Origin of the sequence: Streptosporangium canum (assembly GCF_900113865.1) — a bacterium.
GTDB classification, from domain to species: domain Bacteria; phylum Actinomycetota; class Actinomycetes; order Streptosporangiales; family Streptosporangiaceae; genus Streptosporangium; species Streptosporangium canum.
Genome location: NZ_FOQY01000028.1, coordinates 88275 through 108731 on the forward strand (window position 1 = coordinate 88275; position 20457 = coordinate 108731).

Sequence of the window (20457 nt, forward strand, 5' to 3'; positions counted from 1 at the left end):
AACGTGGTGATGCTCATGCTTCATTCCTTCCTTGCTCGCTGTAGTTCTGGCCGGGGGGCATGCCGGGGATCGGCTTGGCGATGAGAGCGGCGGGGGTGAGGAAACCGATGTGGGCGATCGCCAGGATGAGCGACCACATCGCCTTGTCGTAGTGCGCCGACGCCCTGGCGTACAGCTCGTCGGGGACGCGCTCCCCGGACGGGTTCGGGGTGAGGACCGCCTCCACCAGCGCCGGCGCGGCCCGTTCGGCATCGGTGAAGCAGGCGGCGTCGTGCCAGGTGGCCTTCGCCGACTTCCGCTGTGGCCGCGGGGTTGTGTCCCTTCCACAACGGCGCCTCCGAGAGCGTCTGAACACTGCTCCGGGGAGCTGGTTCAGGCGGTTTGCAGCAGTTTGGCGAGATCGTCGGGCATGGGCATGGGCTGGGTGAGGCTAACGCGGGCGCGGCCGGTGTTGCCCTCGGGGTAGCGGCTCAAGGCGCTACCGGGCGCGGCCACGATGATCCGGATGACCTGGCCGAACGCTTCACGCCGGTCGTGCTGGGCCACGGCCAGGGCGAACATGGCGATGTGGTTGGCCGTGTGGGGCCAGGGCCAGGGCTGGGAGATGATGTGCGCGCGCTCCAGGTGCCGCCAGCGTGCCTCGGGCTCGGTCGCGGTGCGGGCGGCGCGCATCTCGGCGCGGTAGGCGGCCCGCACGCGTGCGGGCATCGGACGGCCGATCATTGCTTGTCCTCCTGCGAGTCCTTCTGCGCGGATGAGCAGCAGCCGTCCGCGCAACCGTCAACCCCGGAGACGGTGCCGGACACGCTGCCGGAGAGGGTGGCAGGGACGGCGCAGCAGGCGTCCCCACGCCAGGCTTCGCGGCCTTCCTTGACCGCGACGGCGGCGATGGCCAGGGCGGCGATCGGGTCGGCCCAGGACCAGCCGAAGGCGCTGTTGAGCGCCAACCCGACCAACAGCACGCCGGACAGGTAGGTGCACAGCAGGGTCTGCTTGGAGTCGGCGACGGCGGAGGCGGAGCCGAGTTCGCGGCCGGCGCGGCGCTGGGCGTACGACAGGAACGGCATGATCACCAGCGAGAGCGCGGCCAGGATCAGGCCGGGAGTGGAGTGCTGTGCTTCACCGACGCCGAGCAGCGCGCGTACGGCGTCGAAGGTGACGTAGGCGGCCAGCGCGAAGAACGAGATCGCGATGACGCGCAGCGCGGTCTTCTCCCGCGCCTCGTGGTCGGTGGCGGAGAACTGCCAGGCCACCGCGGCGGCGGAGGCCACCTCGACAATGGAGTCCAGGCCGAACCCGATCAGGGCGGCCGAAGAGGCGATGGTCCCGGCGGTGATGGCCACGGCCGCTTCGATCACGTTGTAGGTGATGGTGGCCGCGACCAGCAGCCGGATGCGCCGCTGCAGCAAGGCGCGCCGGTCCGGGGCGGGCAGGTTCAGCGTGGTCATGACACCGGCTTTCCTTCGCGCTCGCCTGTCTGCTGGTCGAGGTGTTCCAGGTCGTGCTCGAGTTCGGCCTGCGGCGCACGGCGCGCATCGACCGCGCCGTGCTGAGTGCCGTGCTGAGTGTCGTGGACGGGACAGAGCACCACGGCGTGGCCGGTGGCGGCCAGCAGGTGCTCGGCGGAGGCGAGCAGGTCCATCAGCTCGGGCCGGGTCAGGGAGTAGAAGGACTGGCGGCCTTCGGCGCGGTAGTCGACCAAGTCGCAGTCGCGTAGGCAGGCCAGGTGCTTGGAGACCGTGGACTGGGCCAGGCCGAGCTCACCGACCAGGTCGACCACCCGGGCCTCGCCGCGCGCAAGCCGGGCCACGATGCGCAGCCGGTTCTCATCGGCCAGGGAGTGAAACAGCGCCGCCGCCGGGGAGATGCCGGCGGCGATATCGGCGCTGACGCAGCGGCCGGCATCATTATCAATCGCCATACAGCGATGATATGCCGAATGGGGAATAATATGGCAAGAGGCGGCGGGTGCGGATATCGAGCCCCGGAACATTGCTCGGCCGGAGGATCCGCACGTCCGGATGCTGCTCGACCTGGCACTGGCCTACACCGAGCACACCGAGGCCCTGCACCCCGAGCGCGAGGGGACCACCTGATGGGCGCCGGGCACGGGTATGGGCACGGTCATGCGGCCGGGCTGCGCCGCGGTTCGGCGATCAGCCCACGCCGCTCGTAGTAGCGCAAGGTTTGCGGGTTGACTCCGGCCTGCTCGGCCACCTGCCCGCTGCACAGGTACGGCCCGTCGATGTCCTGCCTCACGCCGGTCGTCCCGCCCCACTGGTCGTGCGGCTGCCCTCGAAGGTCGGCCCGGCCTCGGCCCAGTCCTGCTTGCCTCCGGCGTAGACGCGCACGTCGGCGTATCGGCGGCCCGGGCGGCGTTGTCTGGGCTGAAGACGAGGTCCAGGCGCAGCCGGGCGCGCTCCGGCCGCGCTACGCCCTGCACCGCTTCGGCGAACAAGCGGAGTCAGGCACGCCCTGCTGCGGCCCGTCGTGGGGATCGACAACGTGGCTCACCTACTGGCCGTCGGCTGGTGGGAACGCGACGCGGAACGGTCGACCGAGCTGGTGCAGATCAATGGCGGCCCCGGGCTGCTCGTACGCGTCGACGGGGAGATCGACGGAGTGGTGGCGGTGCGCGTGGAGAACGGCTACGTCACCAGCGCCTACCACGTGCGCAATCCCGAGAAGCTGTCACGCGTGGAGCGGGAGACCGCCGGCGGGGGAAGGCAAGGCGGCCCGGAAGCCCCGGTCCGCCTTGCCGGGAACCTAGGCGCCCTGCCGTACGCTCACCCGGGTGTGGGCCACAGTGGCGTTGCCCGCCCGGTCCACCACCCGATACGTGATCCTGTACACCCGGTCCGCCCCGCCGTCCCGCTCCGCACGCAGCGCGAAGGAGGTGTCGGCCGTGCCGTACGAGGCGCCGCGGACGTCGTCCTCCACCCCGGCCGACGAGCTGGTGATCGAGACCAGGGTGACCGTGACGGGACCGGCGTCGGCCGCCTTCAGCGAGATCTCCACCGGCACCAGCCTGTGGTTCGGCGGCCACAACCGGTCGGGGCTGGGCGTGACGGTCAGCGTGGGAGCCGTCGTGTCGATCCTGACGGCGACCGACCGGGACTCCTCGACGTTGCCGGCCCGGTCGACGCTGCGGAAGGTCAGTACGCTCTCCCCTTCACGGTCCACGCGCACGGGACCGGTGTAGGCCCGCCAGGAGTCGTCGCCGAGGTGGTACTCGGTCCGCTCTACGCCGGTGCCCGCGTCGGAGGCGGTCAGTACCACCTGCACGGGCTGGGAGGACCAGCCCGAGGGCACCCCGGACGCGGTGGTCACCGGCGCCTCGCCGTCGTCGCCCCCGGGAGCAGTGTGGATCTTGAATCCGTCGACGATGAAGTAGGAGCCGTCCTTTTTCACTCCCTTGAGCGTGTGCGGCCCCGGCGCCAGGCCGGTCTTGGTGTAGACGACCTTCTGGTACTCACGGGTCGGGTTGTGGTTGTCGATGGTGGTGTCGAGCTTGCCGTCCAGGTAGAGGTCGACCTTGCCCTCGTCGGAGTTGACCTGGGCGATGTATTCGACGCCGGTGCCGTGGAAGGCCAGCTCGAAGGCGTCCCCGTCGGTCTGGGTGGCGTGCAGGTCGCCGAGGGTGGATCCGGCGCCGCCACGCTGGTCGTTCTTCCAGTCCCAGCCGGTACCGGTGTAGGTGACGCCGGAGACGTTGTCGATCGTCTCCACGCCGGCGGCCTTGGTCAGGCTCACATCCGTCAGCGCCTGGTTGCGCCAGACCTTCAGCGCCGTCGGCCGGCCGGCGGGAGTGCGGTTGTAGACCTTCCAGAAGCTGTTGCGGTCGCTCACCTTGACGTCGGCGATCTCCCTGATGACGTCGCCGGTGCGCAGCCCCTGCCGCCAGGCATGGGAGTCGGCGGGCACGGCGGCGAAGAACAGGCCGTCGTAGTCGGTGAGCCCGACGGAGGACTTCACCTCGTCGCTGTGGATCTCGGTGACCGTCGCGCCCATGAGCGGCTCGGCCAGGTTGCCGATCGTCATGCCGCTGTCCGGCTTGCGCCAGGTGAGCGGCGGCGGCGTGGGCGAGCCCGGCTTGCCGAATCCGGTCATCGCGAAGGGCTTGAAGCCCAGCGCCAGAGCCGGGGAGCCGGCCTTGAGGGAGTAGTCGAGCTTGGCCGGATCGCTGTAGGGGCTCGCCCCCTCGAACAGGGGATCGCCGATGACCGAGCGGGTGTCGAGGCCGCGGGCGCGCCAGGCGTCGGTGATGTCGGCGACGGGCTTGCCGTTGTTCCAGAAGAGGTTGTCGTCGTAGACGGTCTTGGAGGTGGACGGATCGCTCTGGATGAAGTCGTAGGGGTCGTCGGTGACGAAGATGTTCTTCTCGACGACGTCGCCGTTGTCGGCGTAGGAGACGTGGAAGTGCCCGCCGCCGTTGACGAAGACGTTGCCGCGCACCGTGCGGAAGAAGCCCTCGCGCAGCTTCACCCCACCGTTGAGCAGCAGGTTGCCGGTGACCTCATAGTTGGATGAGCCGTCGTCGAGGTCGACGTCCCAGTGGGAGGAGTGCCAGATCCGGTTGTGCCGGATCTTCGTGGTCTCCATCGCGTCAAGCTTGGCGTAACTCTTCTTCACGGCGTCATCGGCGGTCAGGGGCCAGAAGCGGTCGCGGCCCCAGGAGTTGATCGGCCCGTGGTCGGAGGTCTCCTTGACGCAGTCGAAGATGTCGTTGTCCTCGATGACGTGCCCGCCCCAGGTGCCGTCGTTGATGTCGACGCAGGCACGCGGCCCGTCGTGCACGGTGTTGCCGGAGACCGTGACCCGGCGGCTCATCGAGATCTGCACGCCGGAGGTCTGCTTCTCGAAGCGCCCGTTGCGGGTCAGGTAGTTGTCGGCGATCGTGATGTCGCGCGGGTAGTCCTCGGTCTTCGGGCCCGGCGTGGTGTCGGTGATGGTGCTCCGCATGCCGTCCCAGGTGGAGCGCTCTCGGACGGCGTCGTGGGAGCCGATGATCGCGATGTCGCTCGCCCCGGAGTCGCGGAAGTCGCCGCCGGAGACGACGTTGCCCTCGGCGTATCCGTCCATGAAGACGGCGTTGCCGCCGACCTGGTCGAAGCGGGCGTCACGGACGGTGATCCCTCTGGTGTTCTTGAGGTAGACCGCACCCGCGCGGGCGATGGCCCAGTCACCCAGCTGCAGTTTCTCGTACGGCCGGCTGAACAGCGTCCGGTGCGTCTGGGTGAAGGTGAACCCGGCGAAGGTGAGGTCGTGCACCGGCGACGCGGGAGAATCGCCCACGATGCGGATGAGCTCCTCCCGCTCGGCCGTCTCGACGCGGACCGCCGCGGGGTCGACGCCGGCGGGAGGCTGGAGGTACAGCCTGCCCGCGGCCTTGTCGTAGAACCACTCCCCCGGCGCGTCCAACTCCTCCAGGACGTTCTCGACCATGCGCTTCTGCGGGTGCAGCCCGCTGCCCCGGTTGTTGTCGCCCACCCACTGCAGCTTCGGGTCGCCGTTGCCGTCGACGCCTGTCACCTTGAAGGAGTTGCCGCCCCATTCGCCCTGGTGCAGCCCGCGCACCAAAGCGGTCGTGGGGTTCTTCCAGCCGGCCACCCGTGCCGGGGAGATCGCGTCGGCGGCGTACCCGTTGAGCACCTCGACCTTGGGATCGAAGTTCGGGTACCTGGCCAGGACCTGCCGCTTGCCGTCCAGGAAGAGTTCGTCGAAGTCGAGGTCCTTGCCGATGTCGGCGACCAGGGTGGCGCCCTGGTGGGTGGTCCAGGCGGGCGCGAGCCTGCGCCCGCCGCTGAGCACGACCGACTCGCCCGCGGCCGCCTCGTAGGTGGCACCGGAGTCGGCGGGGGTGAAGGTGAGGGGCTCGGAGAGGTAGTAGACGCCGCCCCGCACCCGCACCCGCAGCGGGCCGGTCGCGGTGGGCAGTGCCTCACGTACGGCGCGCTGGGCGCGCGTGATCGTCCTGAAGGGCGCCACCTCGGTGCCCGCGGCGTCGTCGTCGCCCTGCGTGGCCACATGGAAGACGGTGTCGGCCGCCAGGGCCGCGGTGGGGGTGAGGGCGGTCAGCCCGCTCGCGGCGACGCATGCCGCGAGGAGCAGCCGCCAGGGCTTGCCGTGACGCATAGGGGTCTCCTGTCGTGGATCACCTCATTTTTGCCACAGTCCCCTTGTGAAGGCGATCACGCCAAGGTTACGTTTCATCCGATCAATCAACGTCTGGAGTCCCCCCATGAGGCGAAAACTGCTCTTAGCTCCCGCTACTAGCCTCCTTATCGTCGGATCTATCTTCGCCACGCAACCTGTCGCGAGTGCCGACCCGCCCCCTGCGTACGAGCCCACGGTCGAGTCGCTGAACAGCCATCCGGTGCCTCAGTGGTTCAACGACGACAAGTTCGGCATCTTCATCCACTGGGGCGCCTACTCGGTGCCCGCGTGGGGACCGCGCGGCAGTTACGCCGAGTGGTACGGGAACTACATGAACTCGCCCGGCAGCGCGACGAACGCCCACCACAAGGCCACGTACGGCCAGGACTTCAACTACGACACCTTCCTGCAGCAGTGGAAGGCGGAGAAGTTCGACCCGGCCGACTGGGTCAAACTGTTCAAGGACGCCGGCGCCAAGTATTTCGTGCTGACCTCCAAGCACCACGAGGGCATGGCCCTGTGGGACAGCAAGGTCAGCGGGCGTGACAGCGTCGGCCTCGGACCCGGCCGCGACCTGGCCAAGGAGCTGTTCGACGCGGCCCGCAAGGACGAGGCCAAACTGAAGGCCGGCTTCTACTACTCGCTCTATGAGTGGCACAACCCCCTCTACACCGGACGGCCGGCGACCAACCCCTACACGGGGGCGGAGATTCCGTACACCGGAGCACCGAGCGGCGGTGACTACGTCAAGGACTACATGCTCCCGCAGATGCGCGAGCTCATCGACGGCTACGACCCCGACATCATCTGGTGCGACGGCCAGTGGGAGAAGCCGGCCTCCTACTGGAACACCGCCGGGGTGCTCGCCGACTACTACAACAAGGCGCTCAAGAGCGGCAAGGAGGTCGCGGTCGCCAACCGGTGCAAGATCCAGAGCGGCAACCTCGACAGCCCCGAACTGGACTTCCAGACCCCTGAGTACGCCGTCAAGCCGGACATCGATCCGGTCAAATGGGAGTCCAGCCGCGGCATCGCGCACTCCTACGGCTACAACCAGAACGAGCCGGAGGAGGACCACCTGACCTCCGACCAGCTCGTGGACTCGCTCGTGGACATCGTCAGCAAGAACGGCAACCTGCTGCTCGACATCGGCCCGAAGGCCGACGGCACGATCCCCGAGATCCAGCGGCAGCGGCTGCTGGACATCGGTGCCTGGCTCAAGGCCAACGGCGAGGCGATCTACGGCACCACGTACTGGAACCGGGCCGAGGAGAAGGGCGGCCCCGACGACGTCCGCTACACGGTGAAGGACGGCACCCTGTACGCCACGGCGCTGAAGTGGCCAGGCGAGCAGCTTACGCTCGGCGCCGACCTGCCGGTGGACCACAGCACCCGCATCACCATGCTCGGCTCCGGCGCGCGCCTGTCGTGGAGCCGTGACGAGCAGGGCCGCGTCGTGGTGAACACCCCGCAGGAGACGGGGAAGCACGCCTACGTCTTCAAGATCGAGACGCCGGGCGTGCGCAGCCTGCTGCGCACCTCCTCCAGCCTGGCAAAGGAGATCGCCCCTGGTCAGACGATCAGCGGCGAGCTCACGGTCACCAACCCCGGCAAGAGGCACGCCCCGGCCACCGAGCTCTCCCTCACCGTGCCCCAGGGCTGGACGGCCACGCTCGGGGCACCTCGCGTGCGCCCGCTCGGTCCCGGTGAAAGCGTGAAAGTGCCGATCAGCGTGAGCGCCCCCGAGGGTGTTGCGCCGGGCCCCTACACGCTGGGCCTGTACCAGCGCACCGGGCGCATGGGGACGACCACCGCCCTGCCCCTGGCGATCAACCGGCCCAACCTCTCGCTCGGCAAGCCGGCCACGCAGAAGAGCACCGGCTACGACGCGCCGGCCTCCCGGGCCGTCGACGGCAACACCGGCGGCGACTGGAGCGCCGCAACGACGACGCACACCGCCGAGCCGGAGAAGCAGGCCTGGTGGCAGGTCGATCTCGGCGCCTCGGCCGCGCTGGACAGCGTGGACGTCTGGAACCGGCTCGACTGCTGCGCCGATCGGCTGAAGGACTTCTGGGTGATGGCCTCCGACCAGCCGTTCACCACCGACGACCTGGACCAGGCCCGCACCGCACCCGGCGTGACCGCCGTGCACGTCGGCGAGCAGGCCGGCTCGCCGAGCAAGGTCAAGCTGCCCGAGGGCACCAGGGGCAGGTACGTCAGGATCCAGCTCGCCTCGCCGTCCAACCCGCTGTCCCTGGCCGAGGTCCAGGTCAGAGGCTAGGCGTATTGACCAGGAGCGTTGCCGACGGCAAGGCCTCATCCATAGCGGAGATCTCCGGTGCGGCGAAGGTGTCGAGTCTTCACCGCACCGGAGGTCTTCGCGCCTCACCGCGACGCCCGGCTGACGGAGCGACCGGCGCGCTTCGAGGGCCATGCGCGCGGGCCGCGATTCCGAACTCGTTTGCCTCGCGGTGGCCCAGACCCTGCTCGGTCACCACTGCGAGGTCCGCTGGTTGCGCTTCGCCCGCACGCTGTCGACGACGGGTGAAAACTGACCCCGTGGCGACGGGCGGGTTCTAGACTCGTTTCTAGATCTCGCCGCAACACTTGGTACGAAGGGCGTTGCCACGACCAAGCCGTTTGACGAGGGCGGGGCCGGCTCGGATTCCGCTAAGCAGGGGTGAGAACGCAGAACTCGTTGCCCTCCGGGTCGGCGAGGACCGTCCACGGCACGTCGCCCTGGCCCACGTCGATGCCGGTGGCGCCGAGAGCCCGCAGCCGGGCCGCCTCCGCCTCCTGATCGTCACCGGGGTACGGGCGGAGGTCGAGATGAACGCGCGGCCGAACTGCCCGGTTCCATACGGTCTTCACGTCGGGCGTGCGGTGGAACACCAGATACGGGCCGACGTCCTTGGCGGAGCGCAGCACCGCGTGATCGTCGGTTACCTCGTGCAGGGTCCAGTCCATCGCCTCGTCCCAGAATCGGGCCATGGCCCGCGGGTCCGCGCAGTCAAGCACCACCGCGGCCATCGGTCCGGTGTCCCGGTAGATCGGTCGAGGCTCCAGCACGCAGAACTCGTTGCCCTCCGGGTCGGCGAGGACCGTCCACGGCACGTCGCCCTGGCCCACGTCGGCGGGCGTCGCGCCGAGCTCCCGCAGGCGCGCGACCAGGTCTGCCTGATGGGCGGCGGAGGTCGTGGCGAGATCGATGTGCACGCGGTTCTTCACCGTTTTGGGTTGCGGGTCGGCGACGACGTCGATGCAGACGGCGGTGGCACCGGGATAGACGAAGCCCACGGGCTCGAGGTTGGTCACGCCGGGTTCCTCGCTGTCGACACCCCAGTCGAGCACCTCCGCCCAGAACCGGCCGAGCGCCGAGTCATCCCGAGCCTTCATATGAATCTGAACAAGCCGCGTCGCCATGCCGCCGATCCTATGCCCGTTTGACATCCTCCCCTTCGTGCTCGTGGCCGAGGGGGATTCCACCCCGTTCCCATGCTGAGAAGATCCTCGTTTCGGCCGGCGAGCCTGCGGGACTCATCGTCGATGCCCTTGATCAGGCCGAAGCGGCGTAGTGCGACGTGTGCTTTATACACGTCGCCTGTGAGCCCGACGACATTTGTCCAAGACTGACAGTCGGCAGCCCATGCATCGTCTGCCGCATGAGTGAGTACAACCTTGAGCAGTCGCATGGGATGCACGTGGTCCACTACGGCCCGCGGGAGGCGCCGCCGCTGTTGCTCATACACGGATCGGGGTTCTCGGGTGCTTCCTGGAACCCGGTGGTCCCGGCACTCGCCGGCCACCATCACGTCATCCGGGTCGACCTCCCGGGCTGCGGCCAGTCCCCGCCCGCGCTGTCATACGACGTGCCCGTGCAGGCGGGCCGGGTGGCGGCGCTGCTCGACGACCTCGGCCTTCGTCGCGTCACCACGGTCGGGCACTCCAGCGGCGGCTACATCGCCACCGCGCTCGCCGAACAGCGCCCCGACCTGGTGAGGTCGCTCGCGCTGATCAGCACCGGCCCGAGTCCCGATGCGCTCCTTCCGCAGCCGTTGCCCCTTCGGGTCCTGTTGGCCCCGCCTTTCGGCCCGCTCCTGTGGTCGAGGCGTTCGGACGCGGTGATCCGCAGGGGGATAAGCGCGACGTGCGCTCGCCCCGTGAATATCCCAGACGACTTGGTCGCCGATGTACGGGGCACCACGTACCGCACGTTCAGGACGGTGCTGCGCCGCAACACTGCGTATATCGCCCAGCGGAGCATGTCCGAACGTCTCGCCGCCCTCGAAGTCCCAATGCTGGTGATCTTCGGCACTGCCGACCGCCGCTGGGAGCCGTCGTCGGCGCACCAGTACGACGCGGTGCCGAACGCGCGGGTCGAACTGCTGCCCGGCGTCGGGCACATACCCATGTTCGAAGCGCCCGAGACGACCGGCGAACTGCTGCTGGGCTTCACGGCAACGGCCGCTGACAGCCCGCCGGTGATCCCTAATGCCTAGAATGGTGACGTGCTGTCGACCGGGATGCCACCCGACTGGGCATGGATGGACATCGCAGTCCCGCGCCGCTCAGGCCGGCTGCCCGGGATCAGCATGGCCGGATTCCGCCGACGTGCCTCCGCACTCGTGGACATCGCCATGGTCGCGCACCCATCCGTCACCCTGATCATCGACCTGAGCGAGGGAGAAGGCCTCGTCTACGACACCCATGGCCGACACGAACGCGGCAGTGTCGTCATCGGGCTCCTCCCCGGCGATCTTCGAGCAACCGGCCGGAGTGTCGGCGAGTGCCTCCAGATCCGGTTGGAGCCGGCCGCGGCAGCTGCGGTGTTCAGCGCAGCGACCGAGCTCAGCGGGACGGTGGTATCCCTCGAGGATGTCTGGGGCCGCGACGCCGGGCGAGCCGAGGACAGACTGCGCGCCGCCGCGTCGTGGGACGAACGGTTCACGATCGCGGTGGAAATCCTCGGCCGACGGCTGGGGGCCCGCCCACCCGTCGATCCGGAAGTCGTCCACACCTGGCGACGGACGCTCGCCAGCCGGGGGCGGGTGCGGGTCGACGGCCTGGCGGACGAGGTCGGCTGGAGCCGCAAACGCCTGTGGTCCCGCTTCCGGTCCCAGCTGGGCATCACACCCAAACGCGCCGCCCGACTGGTGCGGTTCGACCACGCCGCCCACCTTCTCGCGGCGGGTCATGCCGCCGCCGGCGTTGCCGCCGAGAGCGGCTACGTCGACCAGCCCCACCTCCATCGCGAGGTCAAGGCGTTCGCCGGGGTTACGCCCACGGCCGTAGCCGTCGCGCCGTGGCTCGCGATCGACGACGTTGCGTGGCCGGTCATCGACTCGCCGGCCGCTACCTGGCCGACGCCACCATCGGCTGCCTGATGCTCTGGCTCCGCCACGCCGAATTGTCAGACACTCTCTAGCAGAGGACTCGAAGTCCCGGTATCTGTGCAGGCGTTCACCCGGTTCCTGTCGATCACCACTCGCCGGTTTCGAACCGCAGGACCTTGAGGGACGCGTGCCTGACGGGCCGCGAGCGGATCCAGGCCCCTGCGGAGGCTCGCTGCGCGCAATCTCGGAAGGGAACTCATCTGCCGGCAGGGGCTCTACGGCAGGTCAACTTCCCCGGAGTGGTTTCGCCGCCCCCGCAGACCGAGGAAGCGGACCGCCACCACACCGATGGTCACAGCAGCTGTCGTCCACACAACCCATTGCCCGATAGTCATGATCACCTCATTCCTGCCGGGTGGCATCGCGACCATCTGGACGGCCGCGCCGACCGGCACGGTCACTTTGGCGAGCACACCGATCGCTCCCGGCCGTCTGGCGCATGACCCTATGGCACCCAAAATCGGCCCGAGCAGAACACTCGCCGCCCACCAGTAGACCGTGTCATGCCCGTAGGAGCCAAGCGGGACATCGTGGACCACCGTATCCATGGCGTAGTACGCCGCCGTGGCGGCGAGCAGGGTCACCACACCGGCAACGGCGCCCCGGGCCGGCGTCCGGGCCCCAAGGCCGCTCCGCTTGGCGCGGGTGGCAAGAAACCCCGCCAGCACCGCCAGCCCGGCCCAGGCCCAGCCGGAGTCCAGCAGCCCGCTCACGATCTCAATGATCGACCACCCGCTGGTCGTCGCTTCCCGGCTTTCCAGATCCACAGAAAGATGGGCTACGGCGTTGGCCAGGGAGGTAGCCGCACCAAACACCGCGCCGGCCGCCAGGACGCCCACCAGGCTTTTCCAGCCGGGTCGCGGGTTGTCGTTCATGGACGACATTCTGCCGAACCAGGTCGTCACGTGCGCCGTCGGAAGGAAGCCGGAGCAGGTTCCCGTCGGGGCATCAGCGGCATATGCCGGGGGCGCCGAGCAGTCCGCGGGCTCGGTGCCGCTGCAGCTCATGGACGTAAGCAATACATACGCATCCGGCAACATGTGGACCGGCGCGGCAGCCGCGGCCAGCCTACCTGCCTGACGTGCCTTAACGACCTTCACGCATCTGACCAGCTCGTTCGCTTGACAACCCCAGACAACGATCGCCACAGCCCTTGGCGTCGATGATGGGCCAGGAGCGCACCGGCTCCGTGGGTGCCATGGTCGGCGAAGGCGGCATCTGCCGCGCCGGTTTGTCGGTGGGGTGACCTAATGTCCCGGCCATGACTTCAGCGACGCAGGCGTACACATACGCCGCGCCCTCCTCTCTTGTCGACGGTCGTCTCGGATTGGCGACCTCCGGCGGGCGGGCCCTGTCCGGCCCGGCCGTGGCCCCCCGGTTCTTCAGCGGCGTGGTGACACAGGCGGCCCCCGCCGCGGCGGCCCTGCTCGGCGTCGCCGACGTGGCGCTGGCCCGCTACCACCAACCTCAGGCGCGGCCCGGCTGGGTGCGCGACCCGGTGGTGACGTGCAATGGCGACCGGTTGCGGTTCGAGTCGTTCTCGGCCTGCGGCGGCGTGTACGCCCGGCTTGATCTGCTGAACGGCGCGCTCGACGGCGAGGTGTTCGACCGGGGCACCACCAACGTCGACGTGAACGCGCCGCTCCGGGAGGCGCTGGCGCGCATCGGCGCGCGTGACCCGTTGCACCTGGGGGTCGGGCTCGACGAGCTGGTCGTGACCACGATGGACGGCGCGGTGGTGGAGAAGAAGGTGCCGCTGCCCGAGCGCTGGTTACGCGGCTTCGCCGAGGTGCAGGTCATCGCCTCGGGCATGGACCAGCGCGGTGAGCTGGCCGGCATGGCGGCGGTGCGGTTCCTGCGCGGGCTGCCCAAGAAGGGCACGGTGTGGGTGGCGCAGGCGGGGCGGGAGCTGAAGGTCTCCGACCGCCAGGTTCCGGGCTCGGTCCAGCTCGCCGGCCCCAACCGGCTCGGCACCCTCCTGCCGCTGCTGCGCTTCGCGAAGTCCCTCCGGGTGTACGGCCCGGCCGACGCCGCCTCCAGCGCCTGGGAGCTGGAGCTCCCCGGCATGCGCTACACGCTCACCCTCTCGCCCGAGCGCTGGCGCGGCTTCTCCGGTGAGGGCGCGGTGCTCGATGACCTGGCCACCGACGAGGCCGAGAACGACGCCGACGTGGTGGGCATGCTGCTCAACTTCGAACCCGAGGTCGAGATCGGCCTGCTGGCCGACCGCGCGGGCATGCCCGCCGACCGGGTGCGGGCCGCGTTGACGCAGCTCGGCGTCGCCGGCCGGGTCGGCTACGACCTGTCGGAGGCCGCCCACTTCCACCGTGAGCTGCCCTATGACAAGGACAACGTGATCCTGCTCAACCCGCGGCTGGCCAAGGCGCGCAAGCTCGTCGACGCGGGCGCCGTGCACCTCGAAGGCGAGCTGGCCACCGTCCATACCTCGGGCGGCGCGCGCCGGGTCTCGCCGGCCGACGGATCCTGCACCTGCGAGTGGTGGTGGGACCATCGCGGCTCCCGGGGGCCGTGCAAACACGTGCTGGCCGCCCGGATCGTCGCCCGCGCCGCCGTGGAGGTCTCCCGATGACCCTCTGGGCGGAGATCTGTGATCTGGTCATCCGCAACCAGGTCACCCGCCTGGCCGACCGGCTGGTCACGCTCACCGAGGAGGAGCGCGCCGAGCTGGGCGGGCGGTTGCCCGGCCTCGTCAAGGAGCTGCGCCGTGTCCGCACCGAGCAGGTGCGCGCTCATCATCCCGGCGACTTCGAGGAGATGGCCTCCTGGGAGGTCGGCGACCTGCTCGACAGCCTGGCCGGCGCGCTGCTGCTGACCGGTGTCGGCGTCATCACCGGCCCGGCGGCCGCGGTGACGTGGATGACCGGCCGCGACGTCAACCGCCGCTGGGCCGAGGACCCCGACGTCGCCCAGGTGTGCAGGGTGGCGGCCACCCGCTCCCGGGAGTGGCGTCGTGATGTCGCGGTCCGGCTGGCCCAGCGGGTGCGCCGTCCCGCCGACCGCATCGCGCCGCTGGCCGTGGCGCTGCTGCGTGAGTCCGGCGCCGTGCCGCCCGACCACGACCCGCTGGTGGCCGCCTGGCTGGCTGCGCCGAGCGTGGCCGATGACCCGCTGACCCCCGTGCTGCTGCCTCGTGTCTTCGACGCCGACGGCGCGGGCCGCGCCCTCCGTGACGAGCGGCTGGAGCCCCGGCCGACCCGCTGGCTGGCCGCCGCCGCCCGCGAGCTGCCCAGGGAGCAGGTGCTCGACGGTTGCGTGAGCCGTTTCCTGCGCGGCGGCGAGGCGCAGGACCTGCGTTTCTTCGTCCGGCTGCACACGCTCCTCGGCCCCACGCCCGCGGAGTCCGCGCCCCGCGTGCGCGACTACCTGCGGTTGTTGCCGTCGGCTCCGGGCACGGTCGCCGAGCTGGCCGCCGGGCAGGTGCGCGGGGCGATGCCGCTCGACCACGCCGACCTGGTCGAGGCGGTCGACGCGCTCACCTTCCGGGACGAGGCCAAGCTCGCCGCCACGGGTCTGCGCTGGCTCGACCAGGCGATCCGGGCCACGCCCGAGGCGGCCGCCGATTTCGTGACCGCGCTGACCACGGCGTATGCGCACAAGTCCTTCGACGTGCGCAACCGCGCGGCCGAGCTGACCCTGAAATACGCCGACCTGTTCGCCGACCACACCGGGGCGATCCTCGACGGCGTCCGCCACCTCCCCGTCGACCTGGGCGCGAAGCTGGCCGAGCAGTTCGGCGGGGAGGCTCCGGTCGAGGAACTGCTGGAGCAGAAGGAGTTCCCGCCGCTGCCCGAGCTGCCGGAGGCGCGGCGGTTCCCCGAGCCGTCGATCTCCCCCAACTATCACGAGCGCTGGATCGGCCAGGAGCGCTGGCTGGCGGCCTTCGTCGCCGGGATCGCCGGCGACCGGGCGGGACTGCGCCGCAAGCTCAAGCCCCACGTCGAGCAGGACCAGGGTTACTGGCGGTCCAGGGAGGTGCGCCTCGACCCCGACGACTGGCAGTCGGCGCTGTCCGCCGAGTTCGTCACTCCCGGGAGCGTGCCGGAGCTGCCGCCGATCGAACCGGAGAAGTTCTGGGACGGCGCGAACCACTCCGTGGGAGTACGCATCCTCACCCGTGGCGAGGAGCCCGGCCCGGAGCCGAGGCCCCGGCGGATCATGCTGGGCGGCGCCTACCGGCCTGGCCGCTACCTCGACGACGACACCCCGCTGCGCGCCTTCTTCATCACCTGGACCAGCGACGACGGCCCGGACGGGGCGGTGGCCCACGAGGGCGACCGGCAGATCCCCTTCGCCAGGGGCCGGATCCATCTGTACGACTCCCCCACCGACGTCGAGCAGCCGTCGCATTTCGGCGCCGACGACGAGGACGAGGAGATCTGCGACGACAGACTGCCGGATCGCCGCCGTCCCATGCGGACGAGGCCTGGCGTCGTGTACGACGACTCCGTGGAGGCCATGCCGTCCTCCATTCTCGACCTCGCCTACGAGCACATGGCCGAGCTCGGCGTGGACCCCGCCCGGATCGCGGCGATGCGGGCGGAGGAGCAGGTACCCCCGCCAGGCCCAAGCGAGCCGCTCGTGGAGGTGACCGTCGTCTTCGTCCCACCCCGGCTGCGTTCCTTCATGCCCAAGGAGTTGCCCGAGCACGACGAGTGGCGGCGGCGCAACCAGCTGCCCCACCCCAATCGCGTCTCCCCGCCCCACGACTTCCTGCTGCACCGCTACGCGGAACTCGCCGAGGCCCTCCGAAACGGCACCCTGCCGCCCGTACTGCTGGCCACGCCGACCTGGATGAGCGGCCACCTCGACCCCGACGTGCTGGTCGGCCGGCTGGAGACCTGCGCCGCCGCCGGAGTGGAGCCGCCCTTGGCGGACCTGGCGCAGGCGCTGCTGCGGTTGCCCCGGGGCAGCCACCAGGCCGCGGCCGACCGGGCCGCCAAGGTCGACTCGGAGGCGGCGCGCTCGGCCGCCCGCTGGCTCTCCGGTGACGGCATGGCCGACCCTGAGTGCGGCCACGTGTGGCGCCACATGGTGGACGCGTCCATGGTCGAGTTCGGCGACGGCGAACCGGAGCACTTCACCAACGTCAGACTGCAGCCGGTGTTGCGGGTGACGGCTCCGACCGGCCATCGGCTGATCGACGAGGTGCTGCTGCGTCAGCCGTTCGATTGGACGGTCGGCGAGTTCGGCGGCACGCTCCGGGCGTGGCCCGCCATGCTGCCCTCGCACCGCGAGGTCGTGGCCGTCAACCTCCTGCCCTTCCTGCTGCGCGGCCACTGGGGCGCGTGGGTGATGCCCACGGAGATCACCGGCCTGGAGATCGCCCAGGGCCCGATGGGCGAGTCCACGGCGGTGATCCTCGCCTTTCTCCTGGCCGACAGCGTGCCCGGCATGATCCCGCTGGTCCTGAGCATGGCCACCAGGGGTGAGCTGCCCGCCGAGGCGATCGGCCGCCAGCTCGCGCTGGTGCTGCGCCGCACCTGGCGGGAGACCCGCCCCGCCATCGCGGCCCTGGCCGAGCTGGCCGACGCCGGCGGCCACCACGAGGTGTGGCGCATCCTGCGCGCTCTGCTGCCCGGGATGTTGCCGGGCGAGGGGCAGCGCATCACCGTGACCCACGCCGAACTCGTCGCCTTCGCCGCCGACGTGGCACGCTGGACCGGCGCGCGCGGGGAGATCCCGGTCGTCGCCGGGTTCGCACACAGCCGCCGGACGATCCGCTTCGTCCACGAGTGCAAGCGTCTTCACGCCCAGCTCACCGGAGCCACGTCATGACCTCTGATGACATCCGTACCGAGATCAGGAATCTCGTGCTCGACCACGACGCCGAAGGGCTGGCGTTGCGGTCGCCGAAGCTCACCGCCCCGGCGGACGATGGCATTCTTGGCCTTCCCGCCGAGCGGGCGGGTGAGGCGCAAGCGGACCCAGCCGAGCTTGGGCGGCTTCGCCCGCGCCCAGCGCCGGTTGAGCCACTCGACCGTGATCTTCCCGCCCTCGGGGAAGCGGAAGCTCGGAGCGTTCCTCACCCGCGACTTCCAGCGGACCTTCCACGTGCCGCAATTCCCGTATCACCAATACAGTCGCGACAGCGACCAGCACCACAGCGAGGATCAGCAGCTCAAACCAGCCCAGCCCGAAACATGCATGCGCCTTTCGCATTCAGGGAACCCGGACGGCATCCCCGTTCAGAGCGCTAGCCGGCACCTGGCGGGCGAGGCGCATGCGTTCGCACAGCTTTCTTAGCCGTGTCCGTTCACGCCAGGTGCACGCTTACCGCTCAGGAATCAAGTACGGCGGCGATGGCTTCGATCTCAACGAGCTGGTCGGCGTAACCAAGCACGGTGACTCCCATCAAGGTGCTCGGTACGTCATGCTCACCGAACGAGTCCCGGACTATCTTCCAGGCAGCCGCCAAATCCTCTTGCCGGGCGGATGCGACGAGAACCCTTGTGCTGATGACGTCCTGCAATGACGCGCCAGAGGCAGTGAGAGCCGCCTGCATGTTCTCGATGGCTTTCGCTGCTTGGCCCGCGTAGTCCCCAATCGCCGCCGTCGAACCGTCCTCGTTCAGGGGACACGCTCCGGCGAGGAAGATGAGTCGTGACCCGGAAGGCGCCGTGGCTGCGTAAGCGTACTGGGCGACGTCGGACAGAGAAGTGGAGCGAATTAAAGTGATGGCGCTCGGCATTGTCCCTCAGTTCCTTTCACATCGGATACAAAGCGACCATCCTGACATGAACATTCTGCCTGCTGCCTCCTATTTTCGCAGACCAAGCCGCCCGTACCTCGCAGCCGGCTCATGGTCACGCCGCCGCCCAGATGCGGCACGACGATCGCCGCAGGGTCGCCGGTCGTGGTCGGGGGCGATCGAAGGTCCAGGGCTTCGTTCCTAATGACGGTGTGGGCGCGTTCCCCGATATGGGCGGGACCGGGTGCCTTGTTCGTTCCGGATCTCTGTAGATCGAAGGCCACCTGCCGCACGGTCCGGCCGGCCTGCAACAGATCCAGGACTTTCCGACGGAACTCAGGGGGATATCTCCTTGCCATGCCGACCTCTCCTGAAGGGGGTGGAGGCATGTAAGTCAACCAAAGCGACTCCACGAAAGCCGGGGTACATCAAAGTCTCCAGCAATCCCGGCGCGGTTCACGTTTGTGTGGCGGGCGATGCTAGGTGGTTTCGGTCCGTTTCGGGGCGAATGCCTGTAGGAAGGTGTCGACCGCGGCGCGCGAGAGGGCGCGCAGTTCGGTGTCGGGGAGGTGCCGGGTGCCGAGGCGTGTGCGTCTGTCCATCGGGCCGCAGAGCAGGGCGAAGAACTGTTCGGCGGCCAGGAGCGGATCGGGCGTGTGCAGGTGGCCGGCGACCGTGAGGCGCGCGAGCCGGTCGGCGAGGGTTTCGGTGATGCGGTCGGCCGCGCGGGTGTGGATGATGTCGAGCAGGTCGGGGAACTGGTTGATCTCGGCGGAAAGCAGCCGGCGTAGCGCCCAGGATCGGTCGTCGCAGTAGCACTGAAGCAGGCGCAGGCCGACCCCTTCCAAGGTCGCGCGGAGGTCGGTGCCGCGGTCGGTGAGCCGGTCGACCGCGGCGAGATTGTCGGCCAGCGCCTGGTCGGCGGAGGCGGCGACGGCCTCGCGGAGCAGGTTCTCCTTGTCGCCGAAGTGGCTGTACACGGTGGCCTTGGCCACTCCCGCCTCGGCCGCGATCACGTCCACCCCGGCCTGGGCGTATCCTGCCCGGGCGAAGACGGTGAAGGCGGCGTCCAGGATCGCCTGCCGCTTGTCGATCCGGCCCCGCGCCGCGACGGCTTGATGCATGTCCTCAGCATACGAGGCAGTCCACCAGCCCAGACTCATCGGCCCGATCGGCTGGTCTAGCGAGTCCCGGTCACCCCGCGACGGCGGCGAGCAACTCGTCGGTGAGGCCGGACAGTCGTGTCGCGTCTTTTGCGGAGAACAGTTCGGTGTGCACGTTCAACTCGGTGAACAGGTCGAACGCGGTCAACGGCGGCGTCGGCGGATCGTCGAGCAGTCGCAGAATCGGCGGAACCACGTCTGCTGCGGGTTTGGCCATCATCCGCTGCTGGTGGAGGTAGGCGGCGGCCTGCGGATCGAACTCGCCCGCATAGCTGGTCGACGTGGTGCCGGGGTGGAAGAGCACGTACCGCACCGGGCCCTCGCCGTGCCGCTCGGCGAAGGTCACACCGAGCAGATCGTTCAGGCGCCCGGTCATGAACATCGCGTGCACCAAGTCGTAGTGCCGGCTGCTCTGCAGATCGTCCCAAGCCACGGGTGTGTCATGGCCGGGTCCGGCGACGTTCACGATCACCGGCCGCTCCGCCTGCTTCAGCGGGCCGAGCAGCCCGTAACTCACCAGCAGTCGGCTGAGGTAGAACAGTGCGAAGTTGCTCTCGAACCCTTCCACGGTCACCGACCGGTAGGACCGCATGAAACGGGCGCACAACACCACGCCGTCGATGGCCGGGTACTCCTCGATGAGCATGTCGACGACGCGGCGGGTGTCTGAGACCAGGCTGAGGTCGGCCTGGATGAACGCCGCGCCGCCGGGCGCCGAGGCGGCCTCGGCCATCAGTCGTTCGCCCTTGCCCGGACTGGTCCCGATCATCACGGCCCTGTCGCCCCGGGAGAACAACGCGCGGGCCAGTGCCGCACCGATGCCGTCGGTGCCACCAGTGATCACATAGGTCTTCATCGAGTCGGCGTCCTCATCGTTGTCATGTGCGGAGACACCAAAAGCATACTGGTTCGTTCATATAACTAGACTAACCAGTCTGGTTAGGCAGCCCCGACGGACCCGCGCCTGCTGCGTATCGACGAGGTCGAACACCACGTTGCCGCCAGAGCGGGCACGCGAAAGAAGACGTCGTCGTAC

The 20457-nt window shown here is 69.4% G+C and carries 17 protein-coding genes; 5 read left to right on the forward strand and 12 right to left on the reverse strand.

Annotated features, from left to right (window positions below; all coding sequences use genetic code 11):
- Nucleotides 1-13 precede the first annotated feature (13 nt).
- The 6 genes from BM085_RS31475 to BM085_RS31510 all read right to left on the reverse strand — a co-directional run bounded on the left by BM085_RS31475 (nt 14) and on the right by BM085_RS31510 (nt 6135).
- Entirely contained in the window at nt 14-226 is a 213-nt protein-coding gene (locus BM085_RS31475) for a carboxymuconolactone decarboxylase family protein (protein ID WP_218158880.1), read from the reverse strand.
- A 146-nt stretch (nt 227-372) separates the two neighbouring features.
- Nucleotides 373-723: a DUF3703 domain-containing protein gene (locus BM085_RS31480; protein ID WP_093890470.1), complete on the reverse strand. Its 351-nt coding sequence runs from the start codon at nt 721-723 to the stop codon at nt 373-375.
- Nucleotides 720-1448: a cation efflux transmembrane domain-containing protein gene (locus tag BM085_RS31485; protein WP_093890471.1), complete on the reverse strand. Its 729-nt coding sequence runs from the start codon at nt 1446-1448 to the stop codon at nt 720-722. The genes BM085_RS31480 and BM085_RS31485 overlap by 4 nt, the downstream gene beginning before the upstream one ends.
- The gene (locus BM085_RS31490) at nt 1445-1921 is read right to left on the reverse strand and encodes an ArsR/SmtB family transcription factor (protein ID WP_245789809.1); all 477 of its coding nucleotides are present in this window, start codon (nt 1919-1921) and stop codon (nt 1445-1447) included. Before BM085_RS31490 ends, BM085_RS31485 begins: the two co-directional genes overlap by 4 nt.
- A 203-nt stretch (nt 1922-2124) precedes the next feature.
- The gene (locus BM085_RS31500) at nt 2125-2259 is read right to left on the reverse strand and encodes a MerR family DNA-binding transcriptional regulator (protein WP_245789810.1); all 135 of its coding nucleotides are present in this window, start codon (nt 2257-2259) and stop codon (nt 2125-2127) included.
- A gap of 507 nt (nt 2260-2766) precedes the next feature.
- Complete coding sequence (locus BM085_RS31510; protein ID WP_093890472.1) at nt 2767-6135, reverse strand: PDZ domain-containing protein; 3369 nt, start codon at nt 6133-6135, stop codon at nt 2767-2769.
- Between the two features lie 106 nt (nt 6136-6241).
- Between BM085_RS31510 and BM085_RS31515 the strand changes: the two genes are divergently transcribed.
- Complete coding sequence (locus BM085_RS31515) at nt 6242-8437, forward strand: alpha-L-fucosidase (RefSeq protein WP_093890473.1); 2196 nt, start codon at nt 6242-6244, stop codon at nt 8435-8437.
- Nucleotides 8438-8826: 389 nt separating this feature from the next.
- Here the strand turns inward: BM085_RS31515 and BM085_RS31520 are convergent, their stop codons facing one another.
- A complete protein-coding gene (locus BM085_RS31520) occupies nt 8827-9552 on the reverse strand; it encodes a VOC family protein (protein WP_245789812.1) in 726 nt (241 codons plus the stop codon).
- 266 nt (nt 9553-9818) lie between these two features.
- Here BM085_RS31520 and BM085_RS31525 point away from each other — a divergent pair, with 266 nt between their 5' ends.
- Both BM085_RS31525 and BM085_RS31530 read left to right on the forward strand, forming a co-directional pair.
- Nucleotides 9819-10655 (forward strand): alpha/beta fold hydrolase, encoded by an 837-nt coding sequence (locus tag BM085_RS31525; RefSeq protein WP_245789813.1) that lies wholly within the window; start codon nt 9819-9821, stop codon nt 10653-10655.
- Between the two features lie 9 nt (nt 10656-10664).
- The gene (locus BM085_RS31530; protein WP_245789814.1) at nt 10665-11540 is read left to right on the forward strand and encodes a helix-turn-helix domain-containing protein; all 876 of its coding nucleotides are present in this window, start codon (nt 10665-10667) and stop codon (nt 11538-11540) included.
- 224 nt (nt 11541-11764) lie between these two features.
- Here the strand turns inward: BM085_RS31530 and BM085_RS31535 are convergent, their stop codons facing one another.
- The gene (locus BM085_RS31535; protein WP_143121146.1) at nt 11765-12424 is read right to left on the reverse strand and encodes a hypothetical protein; all 660 of its coding nucleotides are present in this window, start codon (nt 12422-12424) and stop codon (nt 11765-11767) included.
- 386 nt (nt 12425-12810) lie between these two features.
- Here BM085_RS31535 and BM085_RS31545 point away from each other — a divergent pair, with 386 nt between their 5' ends.
- Nucleotides 12811-14139, forward strand: coding sequence for an SWIM zinc finger family protein (locus BM085_RS31545; RefSeq protein WP_093890477.1), 1329 nt, complete (start codon nt 12811-12813; stop codon nt 14137-14139).
- Nucleotides 14136-17345, forward strand: a complete 3210-nt coding sequence (locus tag BM085_RS31550) for a DUF7824 domain-containing protein (protein ID WP_093890478.1) — start codon at nt 14136-14138, stop codon at nt 17343-17345. The genes BM085_RS31545 and BM085_RS31550 overlap by 4 nt, the downstream gene beginning before the upstream one ends.
- Here BM085_RS31550 and BM085_RS46320 read toward each other — a convergent pair.
- From BM085_RS46320 to BM085_RS31570, 4 genes are all read right to left on the reverse strand, one after another.
- Nucleotides 17315-17596, reverse strand: a complete 282-nt coding sequence (locus tag BM085_RS46320; protein ID WP_245789815.1) for a hypothetical protein — start codon at nt 17594-17596, stop codon at nt 17315-17317. The genes BM085_RS31550 and BM085_RS46320 overlap by 31 nt on opposite strands.
- Before the next feature lie 251 nt (nt 17597-17847).
- Complete coding sequence (locus BM085_RS31560; RefSeq protein WP_093890479.1) at nt 17848-18258, reverse strand: RidA family protein; 411 nt, start codon at nt 18256-18258, stop codon at nt 17848-17850.
- A 479-nt stretch (nt 18259-18737) separates the two neighbouring features.
- Nucleotides 18738-19382, reverse strand: a complete 645-nt coding sequence (locus tag BM085_RS31565; protein WP_093890480.1) for a TetR/AcrR family transcriptional regulator — start codon at nt 19380-19382, stop codon at nt 18738-18740.
- Nucleotides 19383-19452: 70 nt separating this feature from the next.
- The gene (locus BM085_RS31570) at nt 19453-20277 is read right to left on the reverse strand and encodes an SDR family NAD(P)-dependent oxidoreductase (protein ID WP_093890481.1); all 825 of its coding nucleotides are present in this window, start codon (nt 20275-20277) and stop codon (nt 19453-19455) included.
- Between the last annotated feature and the right edge of the window lie 180 nt (nt 20278-20457).